The sequence below is a fragment of the Tamlana sp. I1 genome, from assembly GCF_015355625.1.
In the GTDB taxonomy this organism is placed as follows: Bacteria; Bacteroidota; Bacteroidia; order Flavobacteriales; family Flavobacteriaceae; genus Pseudotamlana.
Window position 1 is genome coordinate 221,988 of sequence record NZ_JACLAF010000004.1, and the last position, 23,952, is coordinate 245,939.

A 23,952-nucleotide genomic window follows, 5' to 3' on the forward strand; every position below is an offset into this window, starting at 1 on the left:
AGACTAAAAAAATGAAAAAAATAATAATAGGATTATTCCTTTTAAAGGTGGTGTTTTTGTCAGCACAATCTTTACAGCACCCTGTCATTTGGACAACACCTGCAGAAAAATCGGAGGTTTTGTCAAAAATTAACAATTACACTTGGGCAAGTACTATTGTGTCTCAAGTAAAGGGGCATGTAGATTCCAAAGTAAATGCACATGTTACCAATCCGGCAGCTTTTTTAAATACTATTTCGGCATTAGCTACAGATGATAATGTATCAGAAGCGCAAGCTGGTTCAGCTATTTCAGCACACTCCTCAACTTTACAACACGCTTCGTATGCTGCGATGATGTATTATATTTCTGGAGAAGAAAAGTATGCGCAATTCGCTGCAGATGTTTTGTGGTATTATATAGAAGAACTTGCTCCTAGAACGCCAGATAAGACTGCAATGAGCGGCAATTATTTTGCAGACCCTCGTACTGGGTATTTACAATTTGCTATCGCTTATGATTTTATGGTAAACTATTTAAAAGAACCTGAAACTAGGGTGTATCAAAAATCTTCAGGAAATAAAATTCCTTTCGATAATGTTAAGGCGCAAGAAGCAGTGCACAATATAGCAATGAACGCATTAGGAGAATTTACGGGTGTAGATAATAGATATGGAAGAACAGTAAGTAACCATCCTATTTTAACAGCTCCAGGTTCTTTATTTACTATACTTTGTGTAGAAGATGATGCAGAAAGGGAAAGAATGTTTAATATTTTCTGGAACATTGGAACGAGGCGACAAAACTCTTTTACCAGAACCATCTTACCCATATTTGGAGAACAAGGTATTTGGCCTGAGCCTGTGAGCTATAGTTTTATGCCCAATGTAACTATGGTACTTAATATAGTGGATCGTCTTAAACCAGAATTAAATGTAATGGATAATTACACGAATATATTAGATGGAAACTTTCTATTTGATAATTTAAGGCACCCTAATAGAAGTTTTGTGCGTTTTGGCGATTCTAAGAGATACAGTGATCAAACAAGAAAAATTTATAGATATACGCATAATTTGGCATCTAGAAAGGGATTAACTGATTATGTGAAAAAAGCAGAAATAGCATTAAGACAGGGTTATGATGCCGTTGGCGGTTACACTCCAAACATCGGAATAAGTACTTATGAAAACGTAGATGCTTTTGAACAATTGTTTTGGGCTGCAGACATACCAAATACTATTGATGGCGAAATAGATTTTCAAAAGCCAACAGTAATTATTAAACATGCAGGTGTAGCTCTACAACGCAATTATGTAGAACAGAATAATGAAGATTATGGACTTTGTGGTATTATAGGTGGGGCACATTATGTACATTCTCATGTTACAGGAATAACTATGGAATTGTATGGAGCCAACCATATTATGGCTCCTGGAGCTGGATTACCACAAACAGTTGCAGAAAGAAAATTACCAGAGCATACAAATTATTTTTGGAGACACGCAGGGAATAATACTATGATTGTAAATGGTACTACACATGGTATTCAACCTGGTTCTTGGAACTCAGATTCTTATTTATGGATGAACACAACTGTTAATGAAGCTGCAGAACCAAAACATTTAGAAGATCCTATTAATCCTAATTTTAGTTTTGCAACTCAATTTTTGGATGATACTGTAAATAATGACCAACAGAAAAGAACACTAAGTACTATTAGAACAAGTGAAACTACAGGTTATTATTTTGATATGTTCCGTTCTAAATCTTTAGGTACGAACAATTTTCATGACTACATATATCATAATATAGGAGATGTAACAAATATTACGACGATGGATGGAACAGAATTAGCGGTTTCTCCAACAACAAGGTATCAAAATGATATAGGGGATTTACAAAAATCACCAGGGTGGCGTTTCTTTGAAAACACTAATGTTACACAAGCTACAAATGATGCTGTAAAAGTTCGATTTGATTTAGAGGAAACTAATACATATATGAACATGTTTGCACCATCAGGTGTTAATAGAGAGTATACCAAAGCACTTGGGCCAGCCACTAGGGAGGCAAAAGGAGGTTATATTAACAAGAAAACACAAATTGTAGCCATTAGACAACAAGGGGAAGCTTGGGATAAACCGTATGTACATATTTTCGAACCTTCTAAATCTGCAAACACAAGTGTTAAATCCGTAGAGCATTTGTATAGAGGAGGAGTTATTGTAGGAGCCATAGTAAAAAGTCAGATTGGAGATAAGGTTATTAAAGATTATGTTATTTGTCAAGAAGATGCTTCCAAAGTATTGAGTCTTCCAAGTATAGGAGTTGAATTTACAGGACATTTTGCAATTATTCGACGTGAGCAAGATTTGGAAAAGGCTTTTGTTACTTTATATATTGGCGAAGGAAAAAGCCTTTCCTTTGGCGAACATTCATTACAGGTAGGAGCTAATGATAAAGGCCAAAAAATTATTGAAGTGGCAGTTGATGATAGCCGAACTCTTGGTTTTAAGGATTTAGTGAATAATCAAGAATTTATGAAAGGTTCAGATGTGACTGTAGAGGCATTGGTTGGTTCAGGTTTTACTGAAGCGACATTATATGTTAATAATATCAATGTTGGTAAAAAAACCGCTGCTCCATTTGTTTGGTCATCAATACCTGAATTAACAAACTTAACAGAACTTAGTTATGTACTAAAAATTGAGGCCAAGGATGTTCAAGGTAATCTTGAAGAAAGATCATTAACCATTGTAACACCTAATCAATGGCCTTATACATCGGATAATAAACCACATCCAGTTCCTGGAAAAATAGAATTTGAACATTATGATAACGGAGGAATCGATATTGCGTACTGGGATAAAGCAAATCAAAATAGTTCATCCTTTAGACCAGATGAAATGGTAGATATTAGTAGTAATGGGCAAGTTGTGAGAGATATAAAAAATCTAGAGTGGTTAGAATATACAATTGACGTTGCCCAAACAGGAAATTATGAATTAGAAGTAACCCATCAAACAAGACGAAGTCCAGCATTTAGACAATTTACGGTTTCTTTTCCAGATGAAAATATGACCTTTTTAAGTGATGTCATATTAACCAATACAGGTTCTGGTGCATATTTAACAGAATCTGTTGGGGATTTTGATTTGGAAGCGGGAGAGCATGTATTAAGATTTAGTTTATTTAATTATGGTTTTGACTTAGACTCCTTTGAATTAAAACTAAACAGTCTTTCGGTATCAGATATTCAAAATGAAAGTAAACTCAAAATAGATGTATTTCCCAATCCAGCGAGTCATTCATTTACGGTAAAAGTGGATAAATCTAATTGGGAGAACATTAGTATTTATAGTGTTCTAGGTAAAAAGGTTTATACCAATAACAGCGTTCAAAACAAGTTAATTATAAATACACAAGAACAAAAAATGACCAGTGGATTGTATTTTATAGTAATTCGAGACCAAAAAGGAAATCAACATACACAAAAGCTAATCTTAAAATAATTTGTGTAAATGACAAAAAAGCAATGTATAATCAAAATTTTCCTTTGTTTAATCATATTTGGCTGTAAGACCAATAAAAAGGACTTAAAAAGTATTGACTCGGAAGTACAGATGGTAGATTATTTTGCCGACAACGGATTTGGAAATGCCGTTGCGGTGGTACAACACCCTGCAGGAATTTATTATAAAGGAGTCACTTACGTTTGTTACCAAGGACCGCTTGAAGATCCCTACGTAGCCTCGTATAACCATAAAACGAAAGTGTGGAAAGGACCGTATAAAGCAGGAATAAGTGCTATGGGGAAAGACCCTAATCGCAAAAAAAAGATTGATAATCACGGTAAACCATCCATGATTATTGATGATCTGGGATACATCCACATTACTTTTGGAGGTCACGGTGGTATGCGCCAGCATGGCGAAAATACTTTGGGAAATCATCACTATGGTAAAAATACACACGTGGTTTCCAAAAAGCCTTTGGACATATCTAATTGGGAAGTATTAGATAATATTCCACCGTTTGGTACCTACAACCAATTTATAAAAATGGACAATGGCGATATCTATTTGTTTTATCGCCATGGTGCTCATCGTAGTAATTGGGTGTATCAAAAATCCACAGATAACGGTCGAACATTTAGCGATCCTGTTTCCTTTTTAAAACATAAGCGTAGAACCGATATGGCAGCAGTAGACTCTTGGTATCCTTGGATAACTCGTGGTAATGGCGATGATCTAATTGTGGTATTCGATTATCATTTGTGTAGTGATGCAAACAAAACTGGTACTGAGCTAGGTCATATTGCAAAACGCTATAATGTGTATTATACAATCTTTAATACAGTTACAGGTAAGTGGAAAAATATCAATGGTGAATCTGTTGAAATTCCAATTACAAGAGAAGTAGCCGATGAAAAAATGAGGGTTACAACCACACCTGGTAATTGGACTTTTCAAGGTGTTGTAGATTTAGATACTAACGGAAACCCACATATTGGAATGACCATTGGAGCCGAAAATGAGCAAGGTAACAAGAGTGTGCCTAAGCACATGCATCATTATCGATGGGATGGTACCAGTTGGAGACATTCTGAAAATTCAGGTTTACCAATTGGTAACGGCGATATCAAAGTATTGAATAACCAAGATGTTCAGATGTATTTAGATGAAAAAGATAATCAGGGCTTTGGAGAAATATCCAGGTGGGATAGCAACAATGCCGGGGAAACCTTCACAAAATCGAAAACTTTTTTAAGAAAACCCAAAGCAAGTTTTGCCATTTCGGCACTTATTGAAAATGCACATCCCGATGCCCAAATAATTGTAGCTGAAAGAAAAAAAGGTACAGCTTTCAGGAAAATGTATGTTTTAGGAGAGCAGGGGCCAATAAAGCGCCTTAAAAATGACGCGAAAGTATTAGAAAAATAAAATAAATTTTTCAAGAAAATATTTTTCTCTTTTTTTAACAATAATATACAGCAGGGTAAGCCATGATAGAATTGGTTTAACTTCTTTATAGATTTGAGTTTAAGTGTAAAATTGATAAATACTAATAAATTAATTATAATGTGTCGATTAAAAAAAATATGTTTTGTAGTACTAATGCTCGGTTTATACTACTCTTGTGCTAATAAGTCTGGTGAAAAAAAACAGAATACCCCTGCAGAACCTGAGCCAGAACAGCAACAACCTAATATTGTCTTTATTTTGTCCGACGACCAATCTTGGACAGATTATGGTTTTATGGGTGATGAAAATATAGAAACACCACGCTTAGATCAGTTTGCGGCTGAGAGTTTAACTTTTCAAAAAAGTTATGTTCCAACACCTCTATGTTCACCATCCTTGGCAACTATTATTACAGGTTTATACCCTAAAGATCATGGTATTTTAGGCAATGATAAGGTGTATGATCGTTCTGGAAATAGAAAAAAGAACAGAGCTGAAGCGTACAAACCTGTAATTTCTGCTTTTGAAAAGCAAACAACTCTTCCAGACTTGCTAAAAGAAAAAGATTATTTGTCATTTCAAACTGGTAAATGGTGGCATGGCAACCACAAAATTGGCGGTTTTGATTATGGTATGACCCATGGTAATCCTAATGAAGGTGGTCGTCATGGCGATTTTGGTTTGCAAATAGGACGAAAAGGTTTAGACACGATTAATAGTTATTTAAATTTAGCTGCTAAAGAGAAAAAACCATTCTTTTTATGGTATGCGCCATTTTTACCACATCAACCGCATACACCTCCACAACGCTTATTGGATAAGTATTTAAAGAAAACCGATTCAGAATTCGTAGCTAAATATTGGGCCATGTGTGAGTGGTTTGATGAAACTTGTGGCGAGTTATTCGATATGTTCGATGAAAAAGGACTAACTGAGAACACACTTTTTGTTTATGTATGTGATAACGGTTGGGTACAAGAACCTAATAAAAATACTTATGTGAAAACATCAAAAAGAGCACCTTACGATTTAGGGATTAGAACACCAATTATGTACAAGTGGAAAGGGAAAATAACACCTAAAATGGATAATGAAACTATAACAAGTAGTATCGATATGGTACCTACCGTTTTAGATATTCTAGGTATAGATAAACCTAAAAATTTGCCTGGAGTTAGCGTTTTGAATGAAAAGGCTTTAAAAAAACGTAAAGGTATTTTTGGCGAAGTGTACGCACATGATTTTGATACCATTGAAAATAGCATGCTTTACAATATGGCCATTTTTCCTCCTTATAAAATTATAGTTCCAGACCCCGTAAGAAAGAAAGATGAGGTAGTGCAATTATTTAATATAGAAGAAGACCCATTTGAGAAAAATAACATTGCAGAAGCAAATCCTGATATTGTTAAAGATTTGAAAGAAAAAATCAAAGTGTTTAGAACGGAGTAATTAAATAGAATTATGAAAAACACCCTTCTCATAGTATTGGTACTACTTGTTTTATCATGTAAAAATGAAAATAAGATGGTGTTAGATGAAGGCGATTCTAAGCCAAATGTATTGTTTATTGCCATAGACGATTTAAACAATATGATTAGCCCTATAGCTAATTTTTCTAATATTAAAACACCAAACTTTGATAGGTTAGCGGCTATGGGCGTTACTTTTACAGATGCCCATTGTCCAGCGCCATTATGCGGACCTTCAAGAGCGGCTATAATGACGGGCTTGCGACCTTCAACAACTGGGATTTATGGCATGACGCCCGATAATAAAATCCGTAGAGATGATAATGAGGCTACTAAAGATATTATTTTCCTTCCTGAATATTTTAAGAAGAATGGTTATCATACCATGGGAATAGGCAAACTGTTTCATAATTATGCACCTGATGGTATGTTTGATGAAGCAGGTGGTCGTGTAAAAGGTTTTGGCCCATTTCCTGAAAAACGATTTGTTTGGGATGGTTTTGGAACTTCTAAATCAAGAAAAGGGAGGTATGGCAGAACCAATACAGATTGGGGCGCATTTCCCGAAAGCGATACGCTAATGCCAGACCATCAAGCGGTGAATTGGGTTTTAGAACGCTTCAATAAAAATTACAAACAGCCTTTCTTTCTGGCCTTGGGGTTTCAAAGACCACATGTCCCATTATATGTCCCTCAAAAATGGTTCGATCTGTATCCGCTTGAGAGCATACAAACACCACCATATCAATCAGATGATTTAAATGATATTCCATCTGTAGGACTAAAAATTAACGATTTACCTATGATGCCTTCAACAGAATGGGCTATAAATAGCGGGGAATGGAAAAAAATAATACAAGCGTATTTGGCTTGTGTCAGTTTTGTGGATTACGAATTGGGGCGTGTTTTAGATGCTTTAGAAAATAGCCAATATGCCGAAAATACCATCATTGTATTATGGTCCGATCATGGATACCGTTTAGGAGAAAAAGGAACCTTTGCAAAACATGCCCTATGGGAAACGGCTACCAAAGCACCTTTAATGATTGCAGGGCCAAATTTACCAAAAGGGAAAAAGATAGATGCCCCAGTAGAAATGTTATCGATTTATCCAACACTTTTGGGGTTAAGTGGTTTGCCTGCTTACTCGCGAAATGAAGGTAAAAGTCTGGTGGGCATGATGCAAAAGAATGAAGGTTTAAAAGAAGCCTATGCCATTACTACCTATGGAAAGAACAACCATGCCGTTAAAGTTGATGGTTACCGATACATTCAATATGAAGATGGGACAGAAGAATTTTACGACCATGCTTCAGATCCGAATGAATGGATTAATGCAACCAATAATTTTAAATTCAAAAGTAAAATTGAAGGCTTAAAAGCCTTGTTGCCGAAAACAAATGCGACGTGGGATGCGGAGTCCAACTATACTTTTCAACCTTATTTTGTAGAACAAAAAGCACGTGGAAATGTAGATGCTGTTAAGGCCATTAAAGTTTTTGGCGCAGAAAGGTGACATAGCAATAAAATTATTTCTTAGAAGCTGTGTGTATGAAATTTAAATGAAATCAGAAATGAAGAAACTTTCAAAAATCATAATATTTGGTTTGCTAATTAGTCCTTTGTTAGCTAGCTCTCAGACCAAAAAAGACGTAAACCAAAAACCCAATATCATTTTTATTATGGCCGACGATTTAGGTTGGACAGATTTAAGTTCGCCTAACACCAGTTTAGGACATGGGTCTAAGTATTACGAAAGTCCGAATATAGACCGATTAGCTCAGCAAGGGAAGTCTTTTGCCTATGCCTATACGCAGCAAAACTGTCAACCTACTCGAGCAGCACTGCTTAGCGGCCAATATGCTACAGGGGCTCAAAATGGCGTGTATAATGTGGGAAGTCTCAAAAGAGCTTCAAAAGGTGTTGTGACACCCATCACGCCACATAATCAAAATAATTATTTACAGGAAGACTGTGTTTCTATGTTCGAAACCTTAAAAACAGCGGGCTACCATACGGCATGGTTTGGGAAGTTTCATGCTATCAAACTAGGAAAGCAAGCGGAAAGCTATATGGGTGTAGATTATAATGTGGCTTTACATAAAGAAACTAGTGCTACCGTAAATGGCGTAAAAGTGAAAAATGAGTTTTTTGCACAAAACGATGATGCAAAAGGTTGGATGTTTGAAATCGAAAATTTAAAACCCTATGCACAGCCTTACGATGCTGCTTACATTCAGAAGGTTTTAGAACCTATAAAGAACGGAAATAATCCTTGGCTTTTGGAAGGAGCACCAAAACACCTTACCGATGCTTTAGGGGATGCCGTTGTCGATTATATAAAAGATAGATCTAAAACCGACAGTCCGTTTTTTGCTTATATTCCATTTCATGCCGTTCATGTTAGCATCCTTCCACGTCTTGATTTGGAAGCGAAATATAAAGCGAAGAAGTCTCTAGATCCTCGCCACACCCAAGCCGACTATGCTGCTTTTGTAGAGCTTCTTGACCAGACCGTAGGTCGTATTTTAAATGCACTAGAAGACCCTAATGGAGATGGAAACAAAGCAGATGGTATCGCTGAAAATACTTTAGTTATTTTCTATTCGGATAATGGTGGTTTTATGGGGCCAACCGATAATTCACCATTACGTTTAAGAAAAGGTACCTATTATGAAGGAGGTGTTCGTGTGCCCTTAATTTTTAAATATCCTGGTGTTATTACGCCTAATTCGGTGAATACGACTCAGGAAGTTCACACCATTGATTTTTATCCGACACTAGCGGAAATTGCAGGGGCTAAATTGCCAAGTCCAAAAGTGCAAGAATTGGATGGTAAGTCGATCGCGTCGGTTTTACGAGAAGAATCTCAAGTCCGTGATGATAAAAATGAATTGTTTTGGCATTTCCCTGGCTATATGGATGTACGAAATATGCCGCAATCGGTTATTCATTATAGACATTCCGATAATCAGCATTATAAATTATTCTACCGCTACGAAGATGAGTCTTTCGAGCTATATAACCTAACTAAAGATCTGGGAGAAACCACTAATCTTTTGGCTGAAAATCCAAGTCAACAAACACTAGATTTAGCTTTAAAAATGAATAATAAACTACGAGCATGGCTGATAAGAAATAATGCCCCTACAGGAACATGGGCAAAAATCGGCGAAAAAGTACCATACCCTAAAAAAGATGACGTTAAAAAACATAAAAAATAGTAGATCATGTTTAGCAAAAAAATAGGTGTTATTATTTTTGGGGGTATAGCTCTACTACATTTAAATTGTTCAGGAAATAAAAAAGCACAAGAAGTATCAGGTACTAAGATCGAGAAGCTATCAACACTAAGCGAGAAGCCCAATATTATTTTCTATCTCGCCGACGACCAAGATGTATATGATTATGGCTGTTATGGGAACGAAAAAGTACACACACCCGCTGTTGATGGTCTAGCAAATGAAGGCATCATATTTACTAATGCGTTTACAGCACAGGCTATTTGCGCCCCAAGTAGATCACAACTTTTTACAGGGAAATATCCGTTAAAGAATGGCTGTTTTGCCAATCATACAGCAACGAAACCCGATATAGAAAGCGTAACCGCTCACATGAAAAAATTAGGTTACGAGGTTGTATTGGCAGGAAAAAGTCATGTAAAACCAGAAAGTGTGTATCAATGGGATAGGGAATGGGAGCCTGTGCCTAAACAAGGCGTGCCTAGAGATTATATTCCCATAGATAGTATGGCGGCTTATTTAAAAAATGCTAAAAAACCGTTTTGTATGTTCATTACATCAAAGTACCCACATAGTAAGTATTTTGATGTTGAAAATCCACAAGCCGAGGATATCAAATTTTATCCCTTTAATGAAAATAAAAAAACGGATAAGGCCTTTATAAAAACAAAAGCAGGGTATTATAGAAGTATTGAAGAAGATAATACACAACTTGAAGAAGTTTTAAAATTGGTAGATACTTATTTAACAGATAACACCCTTTTTATTTATAGTGCAGACCATGGGGTTTCAGGGAAATTTACCGTAAAAGACATTGGGTTAAAAGTACCTTTTGTAGCCCGTTGGCCAAAGGTCATAAAGCCAGGTACTACATCCAATCAATTGATTCACTATACCGATGTATTGCCAACGTTTATGGAAATAGCAGGTGGTAAGTCTCCGGAAGATATGGATGGAAATAGTTTTTTACCATTATTACAAGGTAAGGATGTTGAGGTAAACAACTATGTGTACGGGGTAAGAACCAATCAGAATATATTAAATTCTGAAATATTTCCGTCCCGTATGATTCGCAATAAGCGCTATAAATACATTAGAAACTTTAATTCAATAGAAGTTGTTGAGCAAAATTTAACAGGAAAACCCCATGTAGATTATTTTATAGTACGAGGCGCAAAGGCTCATAAAAATGAACCTTTTGAAGAGTTGTACGATCTACAAAACGATCCTTTCGAACTGCATAATTTAGCGAGTCATCCAGACTATAAATCGATTAAAGAAAAGTTAACCAGAGACATGTTTAGCTGGATGAATGCACAAGGGGATATTTTAAGTGAAAATATGATTGGCGTACCTATTATCACGCCAAAAGGAAACAGGGGTTTTAAATTAGATCAAGACACACCACGACGAAAAATTCCAGAGGCTAGAAAAAACACCCTTACAAAAGACGATTATATCGTAATTGAACATTGGTAAAAAATACATACTATGAAAAGATTATTTATATATACGCTGGGTTTAGTTTTAACGGTATCGGCCTGTAAAGAAGAACAACAAAAAACATCCGTTACTCAAGAGCAAAAACCAATGAATGTTTTGTTTATTGCTGTAGATGATTTACGTCCAGAACTTAATTTTTATGGTGCTTCTCATATAAAATCACCTAACTTAGATAAGTTAGCAAGTCAGAGTTTGGTGTTTGATCGCTCATATTGTAATGTTCCTGTTTGTGGGGCATCTAGAGCAAGTTTATTAACGGGAACCCGACCTACTCGGCATCGTTTTTTCGATTATAAAGCTCGAGCCGATACAGATGCTCCAGAGGCGGTTTCTTTACCTATGACTTTTAAACAAAACGGATATACAACCATTTCAAACGGAAAAATATACCATAATATCGATGATGATAGCCTGGCTTGGGATAAAATATGGTTTCCAAAAGGGAATATACGTAATTACCAATTAGAGAAAAATATTCTAAAAAATGCTGATGCCAATTTAGCCATGGGAGGCGCTAGTGCTTTTGAAAATACAGATGTAAATGACGAAGCTTACTTTGATGGTGAAATTGCAAGAAAAGGCGTAGCAGATTTGCAACAACTTAAAAAGTCTAAGCAACCTTTTTTTCTCGCCATGGGCTTTATGAAACCGCATTTACCATTTAATGCACCAAAAAAGTATTGGGATTTATATGATAGAGAACAAATAAAGTTACCAGAAACCTATGTGCAACCAGAATCTACACCCAAAAAGGCCTTTCCTAATTATGGCGAGTTACGGAATTATGGAAATATTCCTAAAAAGGGAGATTTACCAGAAGATTTAGCCAAAGAATTAATACATGGCTATTATGCCTGTGTGAGTTATGTAGATGCGCAAATTGGTCTGGTTCTAGACGAATTAGAAAAAACAGGCTTAGCAGACAATACAATTGTGGTGTTATGGGGTGACCACGGATGGAATTTGGGAGATCACAAATTATGGTGTAAACATGTGAATTTTGAAACGGCCCTTAGTGCGCCTTTAGTAGTAAAAGTACCAGGAAAAACGAATGGAGAACACAGTAATGCCATCACCGAATTTATAGATATTTATCCAACATTATGCGAATTAACAAGCTTAGAAGTGCCAGATACGGCTGAAGGGCTTAGTTTTCTGCCGCTTATTAATGGTGAAAAGCAGATTAAAAACTGGGCGGTTAGTAAGTTTAAAGATGGGGTTACACTCGTTAAAGACGATTTATTTTATACGGAATGGACCGATGATGATGGGGTGGCTTACGCACGCATGTTGTTCGACCATAAAACAGATCCGCTTGAATTAGATAATTTAGCTGAAAAGCCAGAGTATCAGGAACTAGTGAAGCAATTAGCAGTAGAATTAAGACAAAAATGGGGGAAGGATTTTTTAACTCAAAATACAAAATAGATGGGAACTAGTGTAAGAAGAATAAGTGTTGTGTTAATGATGTTGTTTGGGACAAATTTTTGTTGGTCTCAATCCATGCAGCATCCTGTTATCTGGGTAACCCAAGATGAAAAACAAGATGTTTTAAATCTAATAGGAAAGTATGATTGGGCTAAAAAATTGGAACAGGATTTACATGCTGTAGTAGATAAAAAAGTGGAAGCCCATCAAAAAAAGCCATCAGCAATATTATCCTATATTCCAGAAATACCAGCCGACAATTCGTTAACCGAATTTGAAGCGGTAACAGTAGGAGATCATGCAGCAGTACTTACAGATGCTTCGTATGCAGCTATGTTGTATTTTTTGACTGATGACGAAAAGTACGCTCAATTTTCGGCAGATATATTATGGCACTTTGTCTCTGTTTTATCCGATAGAAGCCCTGAAAACACTACCATTTGTGGAAATCATTTTTACGATCCGCGTACGTCTTACGCCCAATTTGCATTAGCATATGATTTTATTTATAATTTTTTAAATAAACCGACAACCAAAGTTTATAAGGCTTCTGAAAATAAGCAACAAACTTTTGATAAAGCGCTGTTTCAAAAAGTCCTTTTAAATATGGTTGGTAGTAGTTTACAAGAATATGGTCGCCCGGATACGCATGGTAAATTTATTTCAAATCATCCTATTTTAACCGCTCCAGGGGTGCTTTATGGTATTCTTTGTATTGAAGATGATAAAGAACGGGAGCGCTTGTTCGACGTTTTTTGGGAGAAAGGAACCGCACATCAAAATTCTTTTAAAAACACTATTTTACCAATGTTTGGTAAGCAAGGGATTTGGCCAGAATCAACAAGTTATAGTTTTATGCCAGCCGTTACTCTAGTTTTAAATATCATAGATCGTGTTTATCCTGAAATGCATGTTACTCAGAATTATAAAAACATTTATAAAGGAAATTTTTTGTTCGATAATTTAAGAATGCCAGATGGAAGGTTTGTGAGATATGGTGATTCTAAAAGGAACCACGATGGTACAGAACAGCTATACCGGTATACACTAAATTTAGCACAACGTCGTGGGTATTCAAATTTAGAAAATCAAGCCAAAATAGCCCTCAGTCAGGCCTATAAAAGGCAAGGAGGTTATCATCCTAAAATTATCCCTTCTACTTTTGATAGCACAGGCCCTTTAAAATTATTCTGGGGAACACCTATCCCAAAAGATATCGATTCTAAAATAGATTTTAAAAAACCTACAGTATTGGTTGAGCATGCTGGTATTGCCTTGCAGCGAAACTATGTTGAAAAAGATAATGAATTGTATGGCTTATGTGGTATTATTGGTGGTGCCCATTATGTGCATTCCCATGTTACCGGAATAACTATGGAACTTTATGGTGCAGGATATGTTATGGCTCCTAATGGTGGCTTGCCTAAATCGGTAAAAGAACGAAGAATTCCTTTGCACGAAAATTATTTTAGATTGTATGCAGGTAATAATACCGTAATTGTTAACGGTACTTCACACGGTATCCAACCAGGGTCTTGGAAAGATGGTGCCTATGTGTGGCAAAATACGGTAGTTAATATTGCCGCAGAGCCCAAACATTTGGAAGATCCTATTAGTGAACACTTTAATTTTGCAACACAATTTTTAAAAGACACCATTAATAACTGTGATCAGGAGCGCACATTAAGTACTATTCGTACCAGTGAAAAAACGGGGTATTATTTAGATGTATTTCGTTCTAAATCATTAACTGAAAATAAGTTTCAAGATTACATTTATCACAATATAGGTGATGCTATTTCGCTTAAAACTGCAAAAGGTGAAACGTTAACTATACAACCAACAACACGATATCAAACAGATATTGGAGATCCAGTACAATCTCCTGGTTGGCGCTATTTTGAAGACACCAAATCAACGAAACCAACTCAAAAAGGGGTGCGAGCAACATTTCAAATTGATTATGATCAACGTTTTATGCATATGTTTGTGCCGCAAGGCGTGAATAGATCCTATACAACGGCACTGGCACCACCTACACGAGAAGCTAGAAATGGTTACGAAGAAAAACCAACTCAAATATTGGCTATAAGACAGGATGGAGAAGCTTGGGAAAAGCCGTTTATTGCCGTTTTTGAACCTTCAACAGAAAAGAAATCAAGTGTTCAAGCTGTTATGTCTTTAATGGATGGCGATAAAGTTGTTGGCGTTAAAGTAGAATCTAAAGTTAAGGGAGAATTAATTACAGATTATATTATTTCTTTAGATGGCAAAGACGGCGTGTATGAGAATAAGGCTCTGAAAGTAAAGTTTGAAGGTCGTTTTGGAATAATTAGAGTGGAAGGTAAAAATCAGTCGGTGAGTCTTTATATCGGAGAAGGAAAAACATTAAGGTATGGTAATTTTACTTTAAATACTGGGACTTCAACCAAAGCATTTAAAGCGTATTAAATGTGTTAAAAGGATAATGAATTATAACCAGTTAAAATGATTAAAAGAAGTCTTATTGTTTGCCTGATATTCCTGTGCAACTTTCAAGTGATACAGGGGCAGGATAGAACACTTTTGTTTGTGGGCAGTTTTACCAATAAGAAACCTGATACAGGCATACATGTATTCGATTTTAATACAAAATCAGGTGAAGCAAAATTACTCTCGGCAGTAGACAGTGTTATTAATTCTTCATTTTTAAAACTTTCCCCAAACGGACAGTATTTATATTCGGTAATTGAAAGTCAGTTGCAAACCCATGGCAAAATAGCGGCTTTTAAAATCGATTCTGATGCAGGCGATTTAAAACTGATAAATATGCAAGATTGTGGCGGTAGAAATCCAGCGCATATAGAAATAGATAAATCCGGGAAGTATCTTGCCGTCTCCAATTATACTGACCCGAGCTTGAGTTTTTTTGAAGTAAATGAAACAGGAGAAATTAAAAAATTTGATGAATTTTTTACGTTTACCGGAAGTAGTATTATAAAAGGTAATCAAGACACAGCTCACATTCATTCTTCAAATTTTTCGCCAGAAAATGATTACTTGTTTTTACAGGATTTAGGTTCAGATTGCATACATAATTTTAAAGTAATCGAAAATGCCAATCAAAAAATGTCACTTCGAAAAGCAGGAGCTATAAAAGTAAAGCCGGGTAGTGGACCAAGACATTTTGTGTTTCATCAAAATGGGAAATATGGTTATGGTATAAATGAGTTAAGTGGTAAAGTCTCGGCATATGCATTAGTGAACGGGAATTTAAAGTTTTTAGCCGATTATAACGCGTATAGTAAAAAACAGGAAATTTATAGATCTGCTGATATTCATATATCGCCAGATGGGAAATTCTTGTACGCCTCCAATCGAGGTCCGAGTGAAGATAGTATAGTTATTTTTTCGATTAATAAAAATAATGGAGCTTTAAAGCTAATTGGGCATGAGCCAACTTATGGCGAACATCCACGAAATTTTGCCATAGATCCTTCCGGTAAATTTTTATTGGTGGCTAATCAATTTTCAAATAATATCGTCATTTTTAGAAGAGATGTTGAAACTGGTAAACTTCAAAAATTACCTCAAGAGCTAACTGTTGATGGTGCATCTAGTTTGCAGATGTTTTCATATGATAATCATTAAAAAGAGTAATGTTATAAATTAGTTAGGGACTTTTAAAAAAAGGCCTTTTTAAAATTTTAGAGTTAATTTTAGTTAGTTCAAAGGGGTTTTGCTTGTATTTTGAACGATTTTGGTACTGTTTTCGGACTTAAAACCGACTTGTAAACGCTAATTTTATGGTTAGTTAATTTATATCGTTTTAATGTACCATTAGCCAGATGAATTTTAGTAAACTTCAAATTTACATTGCCATATTTATGGTGATTACCATTTGTAATACCATGGTATTTGCCCAAAACATTCCGAAGATTCTTCAGAATAACTCTGTAAATGATTTAAATTATTTGCCAGATTTTAGTTTTGCAGGTTATTATAATGGTGAAGTAGATATCTCGAAATCTAAAGGGACTATTATAAAAGCCACAGATTATGGCGTGGTTGCAAATGATGCATTGGATGACTCTAAAGCATTGCTTCAAGCCATTGAGTCTGTTTCAAAAATGGAAGGTCATGTTATTTTACAACTTCCAAAAGGGCGGCTTATTTTAAGTGAAATTCTTTATTTAGAACGTAGTCAATTCATACTAAGAGGGTCTGGTTCAGGAACTGGTGGAACCGAATTATATTTTCCTAGACCACTCATGTATTCTAAAGATTCAGAATCATTAAAAGAACTTCGTGAATATTTGGTGAAATTTGACAAGCGCCAACGCGAAAAGGAACATAACATCGATTTAGCTTTCTCTCAATATGCTTGGGCTGGTGGTTTTATCTGGACACGAGTACCAGATGTTCGTGTTAAAGCTTACCTTGATAAATACGATCAGCCAGTTGATGTTTTAGCTCAAGTTTCTAATGGTAAAAGAGGAAGCTTCAGTTTCGAGGTTTCTGATGTACAATTACTTAAGGTTGGAGATGTTGTCGAATTACAACTATTCAATAAAGATGGTGAACACGGGGCCATTATTTCCGAATTATATAAAAATGAAAAGGTTAAAGTAGGATCCCATCATTGGAATTTTCCAGAGTTACCATTGGTAAAACAGCAATTTAAAATTGTTGAAATTTCAGGTAAAACGGTTACTGTTAATTGTCCGCTAACCATAGATATTCTTTCTAGCTATAAAGCACAATTAGTTGCCTGGAAACACCTTGAAGATATTGGTATTGAACATTTAAAAATAACGTTTCCAAATGCCCAGCCAGTGGCACATCATGTAGAGCAAGGTTTTAATGCTATTTATTTAACCCGTGTCTATAACAGTTGGGTAAATGATGTTACTATTGAAAATGCCGATAGTGGTGTATTAACTGAAGAAATTGCTAACGTCACGATAAAAAATGTAACTACAATGGGCGATCATCTAGCCCATTATACTGTAATGATGCAAGGTACTTACAATGTCTTGGCTCAAAACATAAAGGTTTATAATAAGGCCGTTCACCCTTTAAGTTTTAACACTTTTGCAACTAAAAGTGCATACACCAATTGCGAGGTGTTCACTGAACCTATTTTAGATCAGCATTCTGGTGCAAATCATCAAAACCTATTCGATAATATTAAAGTTCATATCACACCAAATACAGACAATAGTTATCCCTTATTTGCAGGAGGAGGTGCAGGTTACTGGAAGCCTTCACATGGTGCTTATAGTACATTTTGGAATATAAATGTATATATTAAAGACAGTTTAGGTGCTTCAGCCATACTTTTAAATGGTATGGAAGATGGTCCTTATGCACGCGTTATCGGGGTACATGGTAATCATGCTTTAAAACTTAGTTATGGCCCCAATGCTCATGTAGAATTTACGAATAAGGCTTTAAAAGCCATTCCGTCTTTGTACGAATATCAACTAAATAAACGATTAAAAAAGAATTAACCTCTCAAAAAAATCACATCCTTATAATTAGTATACGACTATGAATAATAAAAGCAACATTGCCCAATTAGTAGGTGTTTTCATAATATGTTTAACCTTTGGGGCTTGGAATTCTAAATTAAATGAAACAGCTCCCATACGAACTAAAGTAAATATCAACAACAATTGGAGTTACTTAGAAAAAAATATCAAAAATATTAATGAAGCTTTACAGGAAGTCGATTGGCAAACTATAGATCTACCACACACCTGGAATGCTTTAGATGCTACCGATTTAAATCCGGGTTACAGACGTACGGGGAGTTGGTACAAAAAGACACTGAATATCTCGAATATTGATAGCAATACCTTATATCAGCTTTATTTTGAAGGCGTGAATATAAATAGTGAAGTGTACGTAAACGGACAAAAAGCAGGTGGGCATATAGGAGGTTATATTGGCTTTACCATTGATATCACCAAGTTTATAAAATCAGGTAAAAATGAAGTTGTTATACGTGTGGATAACAGTTACGATCCCGAAGTTATCCCGTCTCAAAAGAGTGATTTTTTTATATTCGGTGGTATTACAAGAGATGTTTGGTTAGAATCCATACCAAAACAACACCTTTCAGAATTAAAAATTACGACTCCAAAAGTTTCTAAAAATGAAGCTGAGCTTTTGGCCACTGTAGCTATTAATAACTTAAATAATTCCAATCTAAAAGTAAAGGCCGATTTATTAGATGCTCAAGGAGAAACTGTAGCTTCATCGGTGTTCAGAATAAAAAATAGTACAGCCAAAATTCATTTCAGGAATATTAAAAACCCGAAGTTGTGGGACACCGAACATCCTAATCTATATACTTTAAAAGTAGCCTTATTAGAAAAGGGTGACGTTATAGATCGCATGCAAAATAAGGTAGGTTTCAGATGGTTTGAATTTAAAGACCACGGAGCTTTTTACCTAAACGGAAAACGAGTTTTGCTTAGAGGAACTCACCGACATGAAGAACATGCCGGAGTAGGTGCAGCCATGACTAACGCGCAGCATAGAAAGGATATGGAACTTATTAAGGAGATGGGAGCAAACTTTGTGCGTTTGGCGCATTATCCGCAAGATCCAGAAGTGTACAAGGCCTGCGACGAATTAGGATTATTGGTTTGGGACGAATTGCCTTGGTGCCGAGGTGGCGTAGGAAATGAAGCTTGGAAAACAAATACCAAGCACATGCTTACAGAGATTATCAATCAGAATTATAACCACCCAAGTATCATTATTTGGTCTTTAGGCAATGAAATGTATTGGTTGCCAGATTTTGAAAACGGCGGTGATACCGACAAAATGAATTCTTTTTTATCGGAATTAAACGATTTATCGCACCAACTAGATCCGTCAAGGAAAACAGCGATTCGAAAATATTATGAAGGGTCCCATATTGTGGATGTGTTTTCGCCTTCTATCTGGTCTGGGTGGTATTCGGGAAGTTATAAAAGCTACCAAAAGGCCATCGATACTTATAAAAAAGAATATCCGCATTTTTTACATGCCGAGTATGGTGGTTCTAGTCATGTGGGGCGTCATACCGAAAATCCAATAACGGGAGAAGGTAAAATTCAATCGGATGGATGGGAAGAAGAAATTGTGCAAACCGATGTGGCTAATATAGCTCAAATAGGGGATTGGAGCGAAAACTATATCGTCGATTTGTTTGATTGGCACCTTCGTATTAGTGAAAATGATAAGGATTTCGTTGGAAATGTGCAGTGGGCTTTTAAAGATTTTGGTACCCCATTACGTCCCGAAAATGCGATTCCTTATATGAATCAAAAGGGTTTGGTAGATCGTGCAGGAAATCCAAAAGATGCCTTTTATGTATTTAAAAGCTATTGGAGTAACGAGCCGTTTACCTATATAGAATCGCATACTTGGACAGAGCGACAAGGACCAGAAGATTTAGCAAGAGATATTAGTGTTTATAGTAACTGTCCGGAAGTAGAACTGTTTTTAAATGGTAAAAGTTTAGGAGTTAAAAAGCGTGATCTTAAAGCGTTTCCTGCGGCTGGTTTAAATTGGAATTTGAATTTTAAGGAAGGAAAGAATACACTTGTGGCTGTAGGGAATACTAGTGAAAATAAAACCGTTAAAGATGAATTGACTATTAATTATAGGTTTAATAAAAATGGTAAAGCCGTAGGATTAAAATTAGACTCTGAAATTCTCGATAATGGAAACTATTTAGTGACAGCAACTGCCTACGATAGTAAAGGGTTACGTTGTTTGGATTATGAAGATCGCGTGTATTTTCAATGTCTTTCTGGAGGTGAAAATTATAAGAGTCTAGGAACACCAACAGGAAGCGAATCGATTGCAATGGCCAATGGAAAGGCGGCCATTGAGGTAAAAAGAAATGGTAATGGTATGCCTTTAGTAATGATGGTCTTGAATCAAAGTTTTAAGGGGACCTATCTAACCATAGATTAGAAGTAAAGTTAGTTTTTATTCATTAGTTTTTGATTGTAAATCGGGTTTATACAGGGGTATAGACTCGATTTTTTATTTAGAATACTTTGTATACTATGTGAAAATAAAAGACTGTCTTAAAGGTTATAACATGCGTCATTCTGTGCTCGACATAGAATCTCATAATATTGAAACTCCATGATTATGAGAATCTGAAATAAATTCAGATTGACGTGTAATTAACTTTTAGACAGCCTCAAGTTATGTACTAGGGTGCTATTAATCCTGAAGTTATTGAATACTAACTTCTAAAGGCGTATTAATTTTTTTATAAAAGGCATTAAGATAATTTTCCCAAGCAGCATTAGTAGGGAATTGCCCAGATTCTTTCCAAGCAAAACCTGCGTAATAAACGACTTTGTTATCGTTAACCTTTAGTTGAGCGTATAAATTGCTACGATCCTTTATTGAGGTAACATAATAATCGGAAGTGGTCATAACATCTTTAGGTGCGACGATTGCGGTGCCTAATTCAGAATTGAAGTATTCAGACTCCCAGTGTGAAATCCAGCCGTTATCTACTTGTTCTGTGATTTCTCCTTTCTTATCATGTAAGGTTAGTCCAACCGATAAAACATCGGTTCCTGTTACCTCTATTTCATATCTAGATAGGTTATTTCCATAATCTAAAGAAATATGTTTGGTTTCAGTTATGGTTTTTCCATTGGCATCCCAATCGGCATATTTTAAAACAAAACTGGTTCTTATAGGCCCTGTAGTGATGGTTTTATAATCGGTAAAGTTTTTAGAGATATAATAACTGGTATCCACTTTTACAGCAGTACCACCTACACCACGACTAGAACCTACATGAAAATTATCTAAGCCTTCACCATGATCTTTATGATAGTAGCCTTTTTCTTTATCATTGCCAGCATACCATTTATTGATAATTGGGTATTCTACTTTTTTTAACCAAGCATCAATTCCGCTCGATAGGGTACCGCCTTTTACAGAATCTTCTACCATCTTTTGGGCAACTGGCCCATAAGTTCTAAAGGCCACTTTGTTGTTTTCCCAGGTATAATCATCGGTGCGTTCGGGCACAAAACGCGAATAGCAATAAGCTACGGTGTCGGTATTCGTGAGGTTAGATGTAACCAGTTCATATTGCTTTTCTGATTTGGCAGCCACTTCAGGTTGAAATAACAACACATCAGCTGTACCGTCTTGATCTTCATCTACAAATTGGGAAGTTACAATCACCTGTGTTGCTTTATCACGGATTACCAAATTTTCAAAGCGTTCACCTTCATTTAAATGAATATCTGATTTTGAAATTTCTACCGTTTCGAATTGTCTTGAAAGCTCTAAACTATTCTTTACAGTAATAACAGTCGCTTCTTTTTTCTGTGAATCGCAGCCCATCATTAACGATACGGCTGCGATACAAGAATACAATGCTATGGATTTCATATTAAGCTTCGTTTGATGGTTTCCCGATGGTCGCTAATATACCACCATCCACATACACCACATGGCCGTTTACAAAATCACTAGCTTTAGAGCTTAAAAAGATTGCTGCTCCTGCTAAATCGTTAGGATCTCCCCATTTGGCAGCTGGTGTTCTGTTAATGATAAAATCGTTAAACGGATGGCCGTCTACACGAATAGGGGCGGTTTGCGATGTTGCAAAATATCCAGGACCAATACCATTCACTTGAATGTTATACTTAGCCCATTCGGTAGCCATATTTTGTGTTAACATTTTTAGTCCGCCTTTGGCTGCAGCATAGGCACCCACGCTATTTCTGCCTAACTCACTCATCATTGAGCAAATGTTTATCACTTTTCCTGCTTTTCGTGCTACCATGTTTTTAACCACATGTTTTGATACGATAAATGGACTAACCAAATCGATATCTACCACCTCTTTAAAATCGGCAACTTCCATGTCTAAAAGTGGCGTACGCTTGATGATTCCAGCGTTATTGATAAGGATATCTATGGCACCGACTTCTTTTTCAATTTTGGCAACTGCATCAATAACTTCTTCTTCCTTGGCAACGTTAAATTTGTAACCTACAGCTTTGATACCTTCTTTTTCATATTCCGCAATAGCGGTATCAATTTTATCTTGCGAGGAGTTTCCATTAACAACAATAGTTGCACCTGCTAAACCTAAGCCTCTAGCCATAGCCATACCTAGCCCGTGTGTACTGCCTGTTACTAGTGCTATTTTTCCTTTTACATTAAATAAATCTATACTCATGGTCTTATCTTAATTCGGTTATTTTTGCGACATCCATATCATTATAATCTAAATTCTCTCCAGCCATACCCCAAATAAAAGTATAGTTTGAAGTTCCAGATCCAGAGTGTATAGACCATGGTGGTGAGATAACTGCTTGATCGTTTTGCATCCAAATATGACGCGTTTCTTGTGGTTGCCCCATAAAGTGACATACGGCTTGATCTTGTGGGATATCTAAATAATAGTAAATCTCCATTCTACGATCGTGAACGTGAGCAGGCATGGTGTTCCAAACACTACCTGTTTTAAGTTCGGTCATTCCCATTTGTAGTTGGCAAGTGGTTACAATACCTCCAATGATCATTTGGTTTACGGTACGATGGTTTGCTGTTTCTAAAGAACCCAATTCTAATTTATTAGCTTCGGCTTTGCTTACTTTTTTTGTTGGATAATTGGTATGTGCTGGTGCGGAGTTTAAATAAAATTTAGCAGGATTGTTTGCGTCTTTACTAGCAAATACCACGTCTTTATTTCCCATACCAACATATAAGGCATCTTTTAAGCCTAATTCGTATACCGTACCATCAACCGTTACCGTTCCATTTCCGCCAACGTTAATAATTCCTAATTCACGACGCTCTAAAAAATATGGCGCTTTAAGAGGATCGATGGATTCTAGAGTTAGTGGAGCAGAAGCAGGTACAGCTGAACCAGCGATATAGCGATCGTAATGAGTATAGGTTAAATTAATTTTATCGGCTTGCATCAAGTTGTCAATTAAAAACTCGTTGCGTAATGCTTGTGTGTCGTATTTTTTGACCGTTTCTGGATTTGAAGCATAACGGCTTTCATAAATTGTGCTCATTTTTAGTATGTTTTATTGTTTGTTGATTTTCTGTTTAAGTTCATGAAATCATTTAAAATATAAACTTAGTAGAAATCCATGAGAACCATGACTGTTATTAGTGTTTTAGAGTAAATATGTACGATAGACACCCTATTTTGGTACGAAAAAGCACTATAAACTAGGTAAAAGAAGTAATTTTAAACTATTATTTTTTAGATATTAAATATTAATAAAATCCATTTGTTTTTTTACTCTTTTAGGACATTTAAAATTGATTTTATGGTGGGATTTATATCGGTTGATTTTAGTTGTATAGCATTATTGA

At 35.9% G+C, this 23,952-nt stretch carries 14 protein-coding genes; 11 read left to right on the plus strand and 3 right to left on the minus strand.

Annotation, left to right across the window (positions count from 1 at the left end; translation table 11 throughout):
- Window positions 1-11 precede the first annotated feature (11 nt).
- From H6X70_RS05000 to H6X70_RS05050, 11 genes are all read left to right on the plus strand, one after another.
- Window positions 12-3,494, plus strand: a complete 3,483-nt coding sequence (locus H6X70_RS05000; RefSeq protein ID WP_194766567.1) for a T9SS type A sorting domain-containing protein — start codon at window positions 12-14, stop codon at window positions 3,492-3,494.
- A gap of 9 nt (window positions 3,495-3,503) precedes the next feature.
- A complete protein-coding gene (locus H6X70_RS05005; RefSeq protein ID WP_194766568.1) occupies window positions 3,504-4,925 on the plus strand; it encodes a BNR-4 repeat-containing protein in 1,422 nt (473 codons plus the stop codon).
- A gap of 138 nt (window positions 4,926-5,063) precedes the next feature.
- Entirely contained in the window at window positions 5,064-6,398 is a 1,335-nt protein-coding gene (locus H6X70_RS05010) for a sulfatase-like hydrolase/transferase (protein WP_194766569.1), read from the plus strand.
- 12 nt (window positions 6,399-6,410) lie between these two features.
- Entirely contained in the window at window positions 6,411-7,934 is a 1,524-nt protein-coding gene (locus H6X70_RS05015; protein WP_194766570.1) for a sulfatase, read from the plus strand.
- 58 nt (window positions 7,935-7,992) lie between these two features.
- A complete protein-coding gene (locus tag H6X70_RS05020; protein ID WP_194766571.1) occupies window positions 7,993-9,642 on the plus strand; it encodes a sulfatase in 1,650 nt (549 codons plus the stop codon).
- Between the two features lie 6 nt (window positions 9,643-9,648).
- On the plus strand, window positions 9,649-11,139 hold the full coding sequence (locus tag H6X70_RS05025; RefSeq protein ID WP_194766572.1) for a sulfatase: 1,491 nt from the start codon (window positions 9,649-9,651) through the stop codon (window positions 11,137-11,139).
- 12 nt (window positions 11,140-11,151) lie between these two features.
- Window positions 11,152-12,591: a sulfatase gene (locus tag H6X70_RS05030; RefSeq protein ID WP_194766573.1), complete on the plus strand. Its 1,440-nt coding sequence runs from the start codon at window positions 11,152-11,154 to the stop codon at window positions 12,589-12,591.
- The gene (locus H6X70_RS05035) at window positions 12,592-15,042 is read left to right on the plus strand and encodes a hypothetical protein (RefSeq protein WP_194766574.1); all 2,451 of its coding nucleotides are present in this window, start codon (window positions 12,592-12,594) and stop codon (window positions 15,040-15,042) included.
- A 36-nt stretch (window positions 15,043-15,078) separates the two neighbouring features.
- Window positions 15,079-16,221, plus strand: coding sequence for a lactonase family protein (locus tag H6X70_RS05040; RefSeq protein ID WP_194766575.1), 1,143 nt, complete (start codon window positions 15,079-15,081; stop codon window positions 16,219-16,221).
- A gap of 197 nt (window positions 16,222-16,418) precedes the next feature.
- A complete protein-coding gene (locus H6X70_RS05045) occupies window positions 16,419-18,083 on the plus strand; it encodes a hypothetical protein (protein ID WP_228530272.1) in 1,665 nt (554 codons plus the stop codon).
- 40 nt (window positions 18,084-18,123) lie between these two features.
- Window positions 18,124-20,547 carry a glycoside hydrolase family 2 protein gene (locus H6X70_RS05050; protein ID WP_194766576.1) on the plus strand — a complete coding sequence of 808 codons (2,424 nt, stop codon included), beginning with the start codon at window positions 18,124-18,126 and terminating at the stop codon, window positions 20,545-20,547.
- Window positions 20,548-20,817: 270 nt separating this feature from the next.
- Here H6X70_RS05050 and H6X70_RS05055 read toward each other — a convergent pair whose 3' ends face one another.
- Genes H6X70_RS05055 through kduI form a run of 3 tightly spaced genes read right to left on the minus strand, consistent with a single transcriptional unit; the run spans window position 20,818 to window position 23,645 of the window.
- Entirely contained in the window at window positions 20,818-22,002 is a 1,185-nt protein-coding gene (locus H6X70_RS05055) for a DUF4861 family protein (RefSeq protein WP_194766577.1), read from the minus strand.
- A 1-nt stretch (window position 22,003) separates the two neighbouring features.
- Window positions 22,004-22,798 (minus strand): gluconate 5-dehydrogenase, encoded by a 795-nt coding sequence (locus tag H6X70_RS05060; protein WP_102996286.1) that lies wholly within the window; start codon window positions 22,796-22,798, stop codon window positions 22,004-22,006.
- A 4-nt stretch (window positions 22,799-22,802) separates the two neighbouring features.
- Window positions 22,803-23,645: a 5-dehydro-4-deoxy-D-glucuronate isomerase gene (gene kduI, locus H6X70_RS05065; RefSeq protein ID WP_194766578.1), complete on the minus strand. Its 843-nt coding sequence runs from the start codon at window positions 23,643-23,645 to the stop codon at window positions 22,803-22,805.
- Window positions 23,646-23,952: the final 307 nt, after the last annotated feature.